Genomic DNA, 12871 nt, shown 5'->3' on the forward strand with positions numbered 1-12871 from the left:
CGCAGGATCGCCTCGGTCACCCGGCGAAGTCGAAGTCCGCGCCCAGCTTGCGCAGCTTCGCCACGAAGTGCTCGTAGCCGCGGGCGATGATGCCGACGTTGGTGATCTTCGACTCCCCCTCGGCCGTCAGCGCCGCGATGAGGTGGCTGAAGCCGCCGCGGAGGTCGGGCACGCGGATGTCGGCGCCGTGGAGGTCGGTCGGACCGGTGATGACGGCCGCCTGCTCGAAGTCGCGTCGCGCGACGCGGCGCTCGACGTTCTTGAGGCCGTCTTTGTGCACGACGATCTTCGCGCCCATGTCGTTGAGCGCCTCGGTGAACTGGAAGCGGTTCTCGTAGACCGTCTCGTGCACGATCGAGACGCCGTGCGCCTGCGTGAGCGCCACGACGAGCGGCTGCTGCCAGTCGGTCATGAAGCCGGGGTGCACGTCGGTCTCGATGACGACCGGCTTGAGCTCGCCGCCCGGGTGGTAGAAGCGGATGCCGTCTTCGTGGACGTCGAACTCGCCGCCGACCTTGCGGAAGACGTTGAGGAAGGTCATGAGGTCTTGCTGCTTGGCGCCCTCGACGAAGATGTCGCCCTTGGTGGCCAGCGCGGCGGAGGCCCAGGACGCGGCCTCGTTGCGGTCGTTGATCGCGCGGTGGGTGTAGCCGCGGAGCGACTTGACACCCTCGATGAAGATGACGCGGTTCGGCTCGACGTTCACGATCGCGCCCATCTTCTGCAGGATCGCGATGAGGTCCATGATCTCGGGCTCGATGGCGGCGTTCCGGAGCTCGGTGACGCCCTCGGCCAGCACGGCCGTGAGGAGCACCTGCTCGGTCGCGCCGACGCTCGGGTAGGGCAGCTCGATGTCGGCGCCCTTGAGGCCGTTGGGGGCCGTCAGGTGGATGCCGTTGTACGACTTGTCGACGATGGCACCGAACGCGCGGAGGGCGTCCATGTGGAAGTCGATCGGACGGTCGCCGATGCGGCACCCGCCGAGGTCGGGGATGAACGCCTCGCCGAGGCGGTGCAGGAGCGGACCGCAGAACAGGATCGGGATGCGGCTCGAGCCGGCGTGAGCGTCGATCTCGGCGAAGTGCGCGCCCTCGACGTTCGACGGGTCGAGGATCATCTCGCCGCGAGCCGGGTCGGTGATGCGGACGCCGTGGATCGAGAGGAGCCCGCGCACGACGTTGACGTCGGAGATGTCGGGGACGTCTTTCAGGATGCTCGGGGTGTCGCCGAGCAGGGACGCCACCATCGCCTTGGTGGCGAGGTTCTTGGCGCCGCGGACCTCGATGCGGCCGATCAGCGGCTTGCCGCCTCGGATGACGATCTCGTCGGACTTCAGGCCCACGCGGGCCCCCGCTGCTGCTGCATCCTGGACAAGGGAGTTCACTACTTCACCGGCAATGTCTTGGGCCGCCAGTTGGCGCGGCGTGATTCGAATTCTGTGATCGCGGCCTCGTCGCGGAGGGTCAGGGCGATGTCGTCCAGCCCCTCGAGGAGACGCCACTTAGTGTAAGCATCGACCTCGAACGAAACCGTGAGGCCGCCGCCCGTGGCGCTTTTCACCTGGACGGTCTGCTCGGGCAGGTCAACCGTGATCTCGGGCGAACCCTTCCCGGCGGCGACGCTCTCGTCGATGACGGCCCAGATCCGCTCGATGTCGGCCTCGTCGACGACGGCTGCGAGGAGGCCCTGCTTGCCGGAGTTGCCACGGAAGATGTCGCCGAAGCGGGGGCTCAGGACGACCTCGAAACCGAAGTCGCGGAGTGCCCAGACGGCGTGCTCGCGGCTCGAGCCGGTGCCGAAGTCGGGACCGGCGACGAGGATCTTGGCGCCCTGGTACTCGGGCTGGTTGAGGACGAAGTCGGGGTCCTGACGCCAGGCGTGGAACAGCGCGTCGTCGAACCCGGTCTTCGTGACCCGCTTGAGGAAGACCGCCGGGATGATCTGGTCGGTGTCGACGTTCGAGCGCTTCAGAGGCGCGGCCGTGCCGGTGACGATGGTCGTCTTGTGCATTACAGCGCGCCTTCCAGGGTCGACTCGACGGAGTCGCTCGCCTCACGGGAGACGGCGTCGGCCTCGAGGTCCCACGGGCTCGAGAGGGTGCCGCGGATCGCGGTGGCGGCGGCGACGAGGGGCGATACGAGGTGGGTGCGGCCGCCCTTGCCCTGCCGGCCCTCGAAGTTGCGGTTCGAGGTGGAGGCGCAGCGCTCCCCCGGCGCGAGCTGGTCGGGGTTCATGCCGAGGCACATGGAGCAGCCGGCGAAGCGCCACTCGGCGCCGAAGTCGGTGAACACCCGGTCGAGGCCCTCGGCCTCGGCCTCGAGCCGCACGCGGGCGGAGCCCGGCACGACCATGACGCGGACGCCGTCGGCCTTCTTCTGGCCGCGGACGATCGACGCGAAGGCACGGAGGTCTTCGATCCGGGAGTTGGTGCAGGAGCCCATGAACACGGCGTCGACCGCGATCTCCTTCATCGGGGTGCCCGCTTCGAGGTCCATGTACTCGAGCGCGCGCTCGGCGGCCTTGCGCTCGTTGAGGTCGGAGACGGCCGCAGGATCGGGGACGCTCTCGGAAAGCGAGACGCCCTGCCCCGGGTTGGTGCCCCACGTCACGAACGGCTCGAGGGCGGACGCGTCGAGGTAGACCTCGGCGTCGAACACGGCGTCGTCGTCGGTCGCAAGGGTGTCCCAGTACGCGACGGCCTCCGCCCAGTCGTCGCCCCGGGGGGCGTGCGGCCGGCCCTCGAGGTACTCGTAGGTCGTCTGGTCGGGCGCGACCATGCCGGCCCGCGCGCCGGCCTCGATCGACATGTTGCAGATGGTCATGCGCCCCTCCATCGAGAGGGAGCGGATGGCGCTGCCGCGGTACTCGAGCACGTAGCCCTGGCCGCCGCCGGTGCCGATCTTCGCGATGACGGCGAGGATGATGTCTTTGGCGGTGACGCCCGGGCGGAGCTCGCCCTCGACGGTGATCGCCATGGTCTTGAACGGCTTGAGCGGCAGCGTCTGCGTGGCCAGGACGTGCTCGACCTCGCTGGTGCCGATCCCGAACGCCATGGCGCCGAAGGCGCCGTGGGTCGAGGTGTGCGAGTCGCCGCAGACGACGGTGACGCCCGGCATCGTCAGGCCGAGCTGCGGGCCGACGACGTGCACGATGCCCTGCTCGGCGTCGCCGAGCGAGTGCAGCCGGACGCCGAACTCGGCGGCGTTCGACCGGAGCGTGTCGATCTGGGTGCGGCTCGTGAGGTCGGCGATGGGCCGGTCGATCGCGAGCGTCGGGGTGTTGTGGTCTTCGGTCGCGATCGTGAGGTCGAGGCGGCGCACCGGGCGGTCGGCCTGGCGGAGGCCGTCGAAGGCCTGCGGGCTGGTAACCTCGTGGACGAGGTGGAGGTCGATGTAGAGAAGGTCGGGGGCGCCGTCGGCACCCTTGACGACCACGTGGTCGTCCCAGACTTTTTCGGCCAGAGTTCGGCCCCTCGAGGATTCAGGCACAGGCCTTCCCTTCATCGATGGTGAGCGGATCGAACGAGTCTACCGCCGTGTTACGGCATTGTTTCCCGGCGCGTCGGGTGTCTGTGGAGAGTGCGGAATAGCATGACCGGTGGCCCGACCGGTGGGCTCCGAGGGCGAGGTGGGCATGGCCGAGTGGTCACCGGCCCGGCCGCAGCGGGGCGCCTCCTCCTGGGGAGGGGCCTCCCCCGTCGGGCCCCCGCAGCAGGCGGGCGCGCCGGGCGAGGCGACGGGTCGGCCGAGGGCGGATCCTGCGCCCCGGCCACCGCGAGCGCGCAGGGCGCCGGTGTGGCGCCGGAGACCCCGGCTCGCGGTGCTCGCCGGCTTCGCCGCCCTCGCCCTGGCGACCGTCGCGATCACGGGCTTCGGCGCCACGCTGACGCCCGAGTACGGCAGCCTCGCCCCGTACCGTCAGAGCGCTGCGGTGGACCTCCGGCAGCCGCCGCACGCCCGCGGCTGGACGACGGACCTGGCTCGGAGCATCCTGCCCGGCGTCCCGGTCCGGTGCGTCTCGTTCGCCTCCTCACCGTCGAGCGGACGGTACGTGCTGCTCACGGGCGCGGGGCAGCCGCTCGGGTCGAGCACAGGCTGCTCGTCGTTGACCACCGCCCAGGTGGAGTCCACGCTGGCGCTCGTCGACGGGAAGACGGGACGGGTGCGCTGGACGGTCGACCTCCGGCAGGTGTTCCCGTCGAGCAGGGACGACCTCACCGTCCAGCAGCTCTCGTTCGTGCCGGAGGCCGCGCGCGTGCTCGTCCTGGCCAGTGTCGGCGGCGGATTCCGACTGGCGACCCTGTCGCTCGCGACCGGGAGGGTCACCGCGTCGGTCGATCTCGAGCGGGACGCCGTCGGCCAGGCCCCCGAGACAGCCGGGACGCTGGTCCTCTACTCGAGCAGCAGCTCCCGGGAGGGCTCGGCCGTCTGGACCCTCGTCGACGCGCGCCGCCTCGACGACCCCCTCTGGACGGCCGTCCTGCCCGACGCCGTGACGCCCTGGCTGACGCGGAGCGCCGTCTTCACGACCCTCGACGGCCGCTCGGTCCGGATCGACGGCGAGACCGGCCGGATCACCGACTTCGGCGGCGGCGACGTCTCGCTCACCACCGCGGCGGCGGACGACGACGGCCTCTACACCACGCGCGTCCTGACCAGCGGGGAGATCCTCACCGCCTGGAGCGCGTCGGGGCGCCGGCTGTGGTCGCGGAGCGGGATCGGCGACATCTCCGGGATCTCCCGCGACTGCGTCGTCGCATCGCTCCCCGGGACGACGAAGCTGACCTGCCTCGACCGCTCCGACGGCCGGACGCGGTGGACGACCGACGTCGGCTCGCTCGCCTACGCCTACTACCTGCCCGGCCAGACGACAGACGACGTTCCCGTGTACCGGAGCAGCCGCAACCAGATCGAGGTCCTGATGCTCGACGGCGCGACCGGTCGGCACGAGTACGCGCTGCGGCTGCCCGCGCAGTCGCAGATCGTCGCCGTCTCGCGCACCACGGGCTACCTCCGGACCTCGAGCGAGACCGGGACGGCCACCGGGATCACCGCATTCGACATGCGCACCGGCCGGACCCTCTGGGCCCGCACGGCCGAGGCCGACGGCGACACGGAGCTCTGGGGCGGCCAGCTCGTGAGCGTCGGGAAGGACCAGGTCGCCCGGCAGCTCGGCGGGCATCCGCCTCTCGTGCTCGGCGACTAGGATCCGCGGTACCGGCAGCCGTCGGCACCGCTCCCGTCGCGCGAGGAGGCTCGATGGACGAGGTCCCGCCGCCCGTCGATCCGGAGTGGTCTCCCCCGCGGCCGCCCGCCCCCGCCTCCGTCTGGGCGGCCGCGGCGGGGCGCGACAGGGTGGAGCGGGGCAGAGCGGAGCACGACAGGGCCGAGCGCGCGCCCGAGCCCGACGGCGACGACCTGCCGACCTTCACCGCAGGCGGCCGACGGCCACCTCCGACCGGCAGCAGGACCCGCGGCTCCCTCCGCCGCCTCTGGGCGAGGATCGGACGCGGGAGGCGCATCCTGCTCTCGTATGCCGGCCTCGCAGCGCTGATCGTCGCGGTCACCGCCGTCGGGGCAGCCCTTCAGCCGAGCTACGGGGCCCTCCCGGGCTGGCAGGGCATCCGCGTCGACGACCTCCGCAGCGCTCCCAGGACGAGCCCCTGGGCGGTCGACCTCGCCTCGACCCTCGCTCCCGGCTCGCCGCCGGAGTGCCTCCGCTTCACCGGCGTCGACGTCGGACAGGATCTCGTCGCCGTCCGGGCCGACTCCCCCTCCGACACCGGGTCGGTCGACGACCCGGTGTGCTCGATGGTGCCGGAGGGCTTCCGCTCGCGGGTCGCCCTCCTCGACACGGCGACGGGCGACGTCCGGTGGGTCCACGATGTGGCCGCCGACCTCAGCGCGTCCGGCGGGGTCGCGGTCTCATCCACCTCCGTGGTCGACGACGGGTCCCGCCTCCTGATCCGCGCGGGCACGTCGTCGCAGGCGGTCGTCGAGAGCCTCTCGCTCGGGACCGGGCAGGTGCTCGAGAGCACCGGCGCGATGCCCTGGTCGCAGGAGGACCGCTTCACCGCCGGCGGCCGCGTGGTGGCGACGGGCCGCCTCAGCCCGGACGGCCTGAGCTACGTCTACGAGCTCCGCGACGTCGACGACCTCTCGCACGTCGTCTGGACGGGCCCGGGCAACGAGACGGCGACCATGATCGCGCTCAGCGACCGGCTGCTCCTCGGCGACACCGCCACCGTGCAGATCCCCCTGGCGACGGGCGTGCCGAGGGCCTGGGGCGCGCCGGTCGACACCACCCTCGGCTACGCGGTCCGCGACGACGTCGTCTACTCCCCTCACACCACCGGGAGCGGGGTCACGACCACGCCGTCCGGCGGCTTCTCGGCCATCGACCGCGACGGCCGCGTCCTCTGGTCGTCCGACCTCGGCCTCCGCGGCAGCTACTCGCTCACGCGATCCTGCCTGGCGGTCACGAACCGGGCCGCCGACCGGCTGAGCTGCCTCGACTACCGCACCGGGGCCGTCCGGTGGACGACCGGCGTCTCGACCTTCTCGTACGCCGGGAGCGCCGTCGGCCAGCGCACCGACGACGTCTTCACCGCGTCGACCACCGACCGGGCCAGGGTCGTCGCGCTCTCCGGCAGCACCGGGCACCAGCGCTTCTCGGCGGACGTTCCCGTGGGCTCGTACGTCGTCGCCGCAGGCCACACCGTCGTCTACGCCCTCGCGTACGGCATCGCAGGATCGCGCTCCACCGTCATCGCCCTCGACGCCTCGAGCGGCGCCCGCCTCTGGACGCACGACTCGGGACTCCAGGTGTCGGTCTGGGGAGGACACCTGATCGACGTGGGCCGAGACGGGCTGGCGCGGCGGCTCGACGGGTGAGCGGGCGGCTGCTCGGGGCCGCGGGTAGGTTCGCGGCATGAGCGAACGACCCGACAGCGACCACGTCCGTCCCGAAGGCGTCGACGACGCCACCGTCGAGGCCCTCGGCAAACTCAGCGAGGCCTTCGAGGTGGTCGAGAACGCGCGGGGCTTCCTGTACGGCTTCCACCGGATGACCGGCCAGGCCGACCTGGCGCTCGGCGAGGCCGTCGACCTGTTCCGGAGCGCCGGGCACACCGAGCTGGCGGACCGCCTCGAGCGGGACATCGTCGGCCGGAACGTCATCGAGGGGCGCTGGACGTTCCAGATCGTGGAGGACTTCGACGCCTCGTACTACGGCCCGTTCCGCGAGGCGGAGCAGGCGGCGCGCGACGAGCTCGTCGGCGGGCGGCGGCACATCTTCGAGTCGGAGATGAAGGAGGCCCGGCGCACCCGCGGTGCTCGGCACCACGAGTCGCGGCCGGAGCCCGGCGTCTGAGGCCGGCGTCCGAGGCGACCAGCGCACATCGGCGCGAGCCCGGAAATGCGGAACGGCCCTCCCGAAGGAGAGCCGTTCCGTATCGTGACCCCAACCGGATTCGAACCGGTGTTACCGCCGTGAGAGGGCAGCGTACTAGGCCGCTATACGATGGGGCCGTTTTTGCGACTCGTCGAGTATGCCACACGGGACGAGGCGCTACAAATCGAGCGACGCTCGTGTCTTGCCAGACCGTCAGGAGGCCCGCCCAGCCGGGAGCGCGGAGCCTCGCCGCGCGTAGTCTGAGCCCATGCGAGTCACCAAATACGAGCACGCCGCCCTCGTCGTCGACGAGGCCGGACGCCGCCTCATCATCGATCCCGGGAGCTTCACGCGCTCCCTCGCCGACACCACCGACGTCGACGCCGTCGTCGTCACCCACGCGCACGCCGACCACTGGACGCCCGAGCAGCTGAAGGGCATCCTGCAGACGAATCCCGACGCCGTCGTGCTCGGCCCGTCGGGAGTCGTCGCGGCGCTGTCCGAGGAGAGCATCGAGGCGACCACCGTCGCCGACGGCGACACCGTCGAGGTCGGGCCCTTCACACTCCGCTTCGCCGGGACCACCCACGCGGTCATCCACTCCAGCATCCCGGTGATCGACAACACGGGCGTCCTCGTCAACGGCAGCCTGTTCTACCCGGGCGACGCCTTCACCGTGCCGACCTTCCCGGTGGAGGTCCTCGCCGCACCCGTCGGCGCCCCCTGGCTGAAGATCGGCGAGGCGATCGACTACGTCGCCGAGGTCAAGCCGGCCCGGAGCTTCCCGGTCCACGAGAAGACCCTCTCGGAGCCCGGCTTCGCGATGCACGCCGACCGCATCAAGGCCGCGACCGAGAGCGTCTCCGGCACGTCCGTCGTCCTGCAGCCCGGCGAGTCGCTCGACGTCTGAGTCGCCCTTCATCTGAGTCGCTCTTCATCTGAGCCGCCCGAGCCGGGCGCCTGCCCCGGTGGGAGCAGCGAGGCCCCCGATCCTGCGCGGATCGGGGGCCTTCTGCGTCGGTGACGAGCGGGATGCTCAGGCGTCGAGGCGCGTGAGCCAGCCGTGCGGGTCGGGGCGACGGCCGTACTGGATGTCGGTGAGCTCGGCGCGGAGCGACAGCGTCAGCGAGTCGGGCCCGGCGACCGGCGACACGATGGAGAGACCGTCGCCCTTGAGCTCGGCGATCGGCACGACCACGGCCGCCGTGCCGCAGGCGAACACCTCGACGATCTCGCCCGAGGCGACGCCCTCGCGCCACTCCTCGAGACTCACGCGGCGACGCTCGACCCGGTGGCCCCGGTCTTCGGCGAGCTGCAGGATCGAGTCGCGCGTGATGCCCTCGAGGATCGAGTCGGACGCCGGAGTGACCAGCGTGCCGTCGCGCTTCACGAAGACGACGTTCATGCCGCCGAGCTCCTCGATGTAGGTCGTGTCGACCGAGTCGAGGAACAGCACCTGCGAGCAGCCGTTGGCGTACGCCTCCTCTTGCGGGAGGAGCGACGCGGCGTAGTTGCCGCCGGTCTTCGCAGCCCCCGTGCCGCCCTTGCCGGCGCGCGAGTACTGGGTCGACAGCCAGATCGAGACGGGCTCGACGCCGCCCGGGAAGTAGGCGCCCGCGGGGCTCGCGATGACGTAGTAGCCGACGCGGTGAGCGGCGCGGACCCCGAGGAACGACTCGGTCGCGATCATGAAGGGCCGGAGGTACAGGCTCGTCTCGGGCGCGCTGGGCACCCAGTCGCGGTCGACGCTGACGAGCTGCTTGAGCGACTCGACGAAGTCGTCGACGCTGAGCTCGGGCAGCGCGAGGCGGGCGGCCGACCGCTGGAGGCGGCGTCCGTTGGCATCGGCGCGGAAGGTCCAGATCGACGAGTCGGCGTGGCGGTACGCCTTGATGCCCTCGAAGATCTCCTGCGCGTAGTGGAAGACGGAGGCCGCCGGGTCGAGGACGAGGGGGCCGTACGGGACGACCTTCGCGTCGTGCCAGCCCTCCTCGGTGGTCCACTCGATCGACACCATGTGGTCGGTGAAGTGCCTGCCGAAGCCGGGGTCGGCGAGGACGGCCTCGCGCTCGGCGTCGGCGCGGGCGGCGGCCGAGGGGGTGAAGTCGAAGTGGAGGGGGAACGTGTCGTTCGTCGTGGTCATCAGAGCGTCCTATCGAGAAGAGGTGGCGAGACTCGAGGCGGCCGCGGCGATCGCGTCGCCGATCTCGGTCGTCGTCCTGGCCCGGCCTGCCGGGTTCGCCGCGCCGGCGTCCGACGAGCCGGCCGAGGCGCGACCCTCAATATCGACCTCCACGGCCCTCGTCACCCTGGCCGCCTCGTCGGGGAGACCGAGGTGGTCGAGGAGGAGCGCCGTCGAGAGGATCGCCGCCGTCGGATCGGCCTTCTGCTGGCCGGCGATGTCGGGAGCGGAGCCGTGCACCGGTTCGAACATGCTGGGGAAGGCGCCGTCGGGGTTGATGTTGCCCGAGGCTGCCAGTCCGATGCCGCCGCTGATCGCGCCGGCCAGATCGGTGAGGATGTCGCCGAAGAGGTTGTCCGTGACGATGACGTCGAACCTAGCAGGATCGGCGACCAGGTGGATGGTCGCGGCGTCGACGTGCTGGTAGTCGACCGCGACCTCGGGGTACTCCGCGGCGACCGCGTCGACGGTCCGCTGCCAGAGGGACCCGGCGAAGACGAGGACGTTCGTCTTGTGCACGAGCGTCAGGCGGTGCGCCGGGCGCTTCTGCGCGAGCTCGAACGCGTAGCGGACCACGCGCTCGACGCCGAACGCCGTGTTGACGCTGACCTCGTTGGCGATCTCGTGGGGCGTGCCGGTGCGGAGCGAGCCGCCGTTGCCGACGTACGGGCCCTCGGTGCCCTCGCGGACGACGACGAAGTCGACGGCGCCCGGGTCGGACAGCGGCGACGCGACGCCCGGGTACACCTTCGTCGGGCGGAGGTTGACGTAGTGGTCGAGCGCGAACCGGAGCTTCAGGAGGAGCCCCCGCTCGATGATGCCGCCCTTGAGCGCAGGATCGCGCGGATCGCCGCCGACCGCCCCCAGGAGGATCGCGTCGTGCGACGAGATCGCCTCGAGGTCGCTCTCGGTCAGGATGTCGCCGGTCGCCGTGAAGCGCGCCGCGCCGAGCGAGAACTCGGTGACGTCGAAGGCGACGTCGCTGCCGTCGGTGACGGCGCGGAGCACCTTGAGAGCCTCGGCCACGACCTCGGGCCCGATCCCGTCGCCCGGGATGCTGGCGAGTCTGATCGTGCGGCTCATGAAGGCTCCTTCAACGTGGCTTCGTGAGGACAAGCCTAGCGGCGTGATCCTGCGCCAGGAGGCTCGCCCCGGACGGGGGTCGGCCGCAGCACCGGAACAGGGCTACGGTTCAGGCATGAGTATCGGATCCGGAATCGCCCTGTTCGTCATCGGCGCCATCCTCGCCTTCGCCCTGCAGTTCCAGGTCGGGGGGATCGACATCCACCTGATCGGGTACATCCTCATGGGTGCCGGTGTCGTGGTGTTCATCCTGGGCCTCGCGTTCACGCTGCGCCGCCGGTCGACGACGTCGACCTCCGCCACCTCCATCGACCCCGAGTCGGGCCAGCGCGTCACGCGCCGCCGCACCGACAGCGACATCTGAGTCACCTCCCCCGACCGCGAAGACGGCTCCCGACCACGATCACTCGTGGTCGGGAGCCGTCTTTCTGGTCGGGAGCCGGAGCGGGCCGCGTTCGCTAGAGCGTGACGTCGATCTCCTGCATGACGTCGGCGTCGATCGAGCGGCGCACCTTCTCGAGCAGGCCCTCGGGCGCGGGGCTGTCGATGGTGAGGACGCTGAGCGCCGTGCCGCCGGCGGCGGTCCGGGCGATCTGCATTCCGGCGATGTTGATGCCGGCCTCGCCGAACTCCTTGCCGTAGACGGCCACGATGCCGGGGCGGTCGGTGTAGAGCATCACGATGTGGTGCTTCGCGAGCGGCACCTCGACGTCGTACCCGTTGATCTCGACGATCTTCTCGACCTGCTTCTGGCCGGTCAGGGTGCCCGAGACCGAGATGCGGCGACCGTCGGCCAGAGCCCCACGGATCGTGATGATGTTGCGGTACTCGTCGGAGACGGCGTCGGTCAGCAGGCGCACCGTGACGCCGCGCTGCTCCGCCAGGATCGGCGCGTTGACGTAGCTCACGGTCTCCTGCACGGCGTCGGAGAACACGCCCTTGAGGGCCGCCAGCTTGTAGACGCTGACGTCGTACTCGGTCAGGTCGCCGTGCACCTCGACGTCGATCGTCGTGAGCGGGCTGTCGGCGAGGCCCGCGAAGACCTGGCCGAGCTTCTCGACGAGCGCGATGCCCGGGCGGACGTACTCGTCGATGACGCCGCCGGCGACGTTCACCGCGTCGGGCACCAGCTCGCCGCCGAGGGCGAGGCGCACCGACTTCGCGACCGAGACGCCGGCCTTCTCCTGGGCCTCGTCGGTCGACGCGCCGAGGTGCGGGGTGACGACGACGTTCGGGAGCGCGAGGAGGTCGACGTTCGTGGGCGGCTCGGACACGAACACGTCGAGACCGGCGCCGGCGATGACGTCGTTCGAGAGGGCGTGGAGCAGGGCGTCCTCGTCGATCAGGCCGCCGCGGGCGACGTTGACGATGAACGCGGTCGGCTTCATCCGGGCGAGCTGCTCGGTCGAGATCATCCCGGTGGTCTCCGGGGTCTTGGGCATGTGGATCGTGATGAAGTCGGAGGTCTCGAGGAGCTCGTCGAGGCTCAGGAGCGTCACGCCGAGCTGCTGGGCGCGAGCCGGGGTGACGTAGGGGTCGAAGGCGACGATGTTCATGCCGAAGGCCTGCAGGCGCGCGGTGATGAGGGCGCCGATCCTGCCCAGCCCGATGATGCCGACGGTCTTCTCGTACAGCTCGACGCCGGTGTACTTCGAGCGCTTCCACTGCCCCTGCGCGAGGGCGCTGTGGGCGGCGGGGATGTGCCGGGCGAGGCTCAGGATGTGCCCGACGGTCAGCTCCGCCGCCGAGATGATGTTCGAGGTGGGCGCGTTCACGACCATGACGCCCGCGTTCGTCGCGGCCTTGATGTCGACGTTGTCGAGGCCGACGCCGGCCCGGGCGATCACCTGGAGGTCGGGCGCTGCCGCGATGGCCTCGGCATCGACCTTCGTCGCCGAGCGGACCAGGATAGCGTTCGCGTCGCCGAGGGCTGCCAGCAGCGCCTCGCGGTCGGTGCCGTCGACGTTCCGGACGTCGAAGTCGGGCCCCAGGGCGTCGACGGTGGCGGGTGAGAGTTCTTCGGCGATCAACACGATCGGCTTGGCCACGGTGGTCCTAACTCTGGTGCGGGCTGGGAGGGGCCCGCGAGCAGAGCGCGGGCACGCGTTTCACCCTAGTTGCGGCCGCGGTCCTCCCCCGGGCCGCAGACCCTCGAGGAGGCCCGAACCTGGGAATCCGCAGTGCATGCCCAGGCGAGCCGGACCATATTGCCGG

11 protein-coding genes and 1 tRNA gene are annotated in these 12871 nt (G+C 71.1%); 5 read left to right on the top strand and 7 right to left on the bottom strand.

From position 1 onward, the window contains the following. Nucleotides 1–16: 16 nt before the first annotated feature. From murA to leuC, 3 genes are read right to left on the bottom strand one after another with little or no spacing between them, the layout of a single operon-like run. Nucleotides 17–1384 (bottom strand): UDP-N-acetylglucosamine 1-carboxyvinyltransferase, encoded by a 1368-nt coding sequence (gene murA, locus ABD733_RS04270; protein ID WP_344793782.1) that lies wholly within the window; start codon nucleotides 1382–1384, stop codon nucleotides 17–19. Continuing rightward, nucleotides 1384–2010 (bottom strand): 3-isopropylmalate dehydratase small subunit, encoded by a 627-nt coding sequence (gene leuD, locus ABD733_RS04275; protein ID WP_344793783.1) that lies wholly within the window; start codon nucleotides 2008–2010, stop codon nucleotides 1384–1386. Before leuD ends, murA begins: the two co-directional genes overlap by 1 nt. Beyond that, nucleotides 2010–3488: a 3-isopropylmalate dehydratase large subunit gene (leuC, locus tag ABD733_RS04280; protein WP_344793784.1), complete on the bottom strand. Its 1479-nt coding sequence runs from the start codon at nucleotides 3486–3488 to the stop codon at nucleotides 2010–2012. The genes leuD and leuC overlap by 1 nt, the downstream gene beginning before the upstream one ends. 109 nt (nucleotides 3489–3597) lie before the next feature. Between leuC and ABD733_RS04285 the strand changes: the two genes are divergently transcribed. Genes ABD733_RS04285 through ABD733_RS04295 form a run of 3 tightly spaced genes read left to right on the top strand, consistent with a single transcriptional unit; the run spans nucleotide 3598 to nucleotide 7371 of the window. Next, nucleotides 3598–5205 (top strand): outer membrane protein assembly factor BamB family protein, encoded by a 1608-nt coding sequence (locus ABD733_RS04285; protein WP_344793785.1) that lies wholly within the window; start codon nucleotides 3598–3600, stop codon nucleotides 5203–5205. Nucleotides 5206–5258: 53 nt separating this feature from the next. Next, the gene (locus ABD733_RS04290) at nucleotides 5259–6893 is read left to right on the top strand and encodes an outer membrane protein assembly factor BamB family protein (RefSeq protein WP_344793786.1); all 1635 of its coding nucleotides are present in this window, start codon (nucleotides 5259–5261) and stop codon (nucleotides 6891–6893) included. Between the two features lie 37 nt (nucleotides 6894–6930). Further along, complete coding sequence (locus tag ABD733_RS04295) at nucleotides 6931–7371, top strand: hypothetical protein (RefSeq protein ID WP_344793787.1); 441 nt, start codon at nucleotides 6931–6933, stop codon at nucleotides 7369–7371. Nucleotides 7372–7456: 85 nt separating this feature from the next. Here the strand turns inward: ABD733_RS04295 and ABD733_RS04300 are convergent. Further along, a tRNA-Glu gene (locus tag ABD733_RS04300) sits at nucleotides 7457–7529 on the bottom strand. A 131-nt stretch (nucleotides 7530–7660) separates the two neighbouring features. Here ABD733_RS04300 and ABD733_RS04305 point away from each other — a divergent pair. Then, nucleotides 7661–8302, top strand: coding sequence for an MBL fold metallo-hydrolase (locus ABD733_RS04305; RefSeq protein WP_344793788.1), 642 nt, complete (start codon nucleotides 7661–7663; stop codon nucleotides 8300–8302). A 126-nt stretch (nucleotides 8303–8428) separates the two neighbouring features. Here the strand turns inward: ABD733_RS04305 and ABD733_RS04310 are convergent, their stop codons facing one another. Then, complete coding sequence (locus ABD733_RS04310; protein WP_344793789.1) at nucleotides 8429–9535, bottom strand: branched-chain amino acid aminotransferase; 1107 nt, start codon at nucleotides 9533–9535, stop codon at nucleotides 8429–8431. A gap of 9 nt (nucleotides 9536–9544) precedes the next feature. Next, nucleotides 9545–10657 (bottom strand): 3-isopropylmalate dehydrogenase, encoded by a 1113-nt coding sequence (locus ABD733_RS04315; protein WP_344793790.1) that lies wholly within the window; start codon nucleotides 10655–10657, stop codon nucleotides 9545–9547. Between the two features lie 115 nt (nucleotides 10658–10772). On the opposite strand from ABD733_RS04315, the gene ABD733_RS04320 reads away from it, so the two are divergent. After that, nucleotides 10773–11021, top strand: coding sequence for a DUF6458 family protein (locus ABD733_RS04320; protein ID WP_344793791.1), 249 nt, complete (start codon nucleotides 10773–10775; stop codon nucleotides 11019–11021). Nucleotides 11022–11115: 94 nt separating this feature from the next. Here the strand turns inward: ABD733_RS04320 and serA are convergent, their stop codons facing one another. Further along, on the bottom strand, nucleotides 11116–12705 hold the full coding sequence (gene serA / locus ABD733_RS04325; protein WP_344793792.1) for a phosphoglycerate dehydrogenase: 1590 nt from the start codon (nucleotides 12703–12705) through the stop codon (nucleotides 11116–11118). Nucleotides 12706–12871: the final 166 nt, after the last annotated feature.

This window comes from Frondihabitans peucedani (genome assembly GCF_039537585.1).
GTDB classification, from domain to species: Bacteria; Actinomycetota; Actinomycetes; order Actinomycetales; family Microbacteriaceae; genus Frondihabitans; species Frondihabitans peucedani.

What these genes read in the sequence shown, in the direction of transcription:
- ABD733_RS04305 (WP_344793788.1), top strand. Translation starts at nt 7,661, where the DNA reads ATGCGAGTCACCAAATACGAGCACGCCGCCCTCGTCGTCGACGAGGCC.
- ABD733_RS04320 (WP_344793791.1), top strand. Translation starts at nt 10,773, where the DNA reads ATGAGTATCGGATCCGGAATCGCCCTGTTCGTCATCGGCGCCATCCTC.
- ABD733_RS04290 (WP_344793786.1), top strand. Translation starts at nt 5,259, where the DNA reads ATGGACGAGGTCCCGCCGCCCGTCGATCCGGAGTGGTCTCCCCCGCGG.
- ABD733_RS04310 (WP_344793789.1), bottom strand. Translation starts at nt 9,535, where the DNA reads ATGACCACGACGAACGACACGTTCCCCCTCCACTTCGACTTCACCCCC.
- ABD733_RS04315 (WP_344793790.1), bottom strand. Translation starts at nt 10,657, where the DNA reads ATGAGCCGCACGATCAGACTCGCCAGCATCCCGGGCGACGGGATCGGG.
- ABD733_RS04295 (WP_344793787.1), top strand. Translation starts at nt 6,931, where the DNA reads ATGAGCGAACGACCCGACAGCGACCACGTCCGTCCCGAAGGCGTCGAC.
- leuD (WP_344793783.1), bottom strand. Translation starts at nt 2,010, where the DNA reads ATGCACAAGACGACCATCGTCACCGGCACGGCCGCGCCTCTGAAGCGC.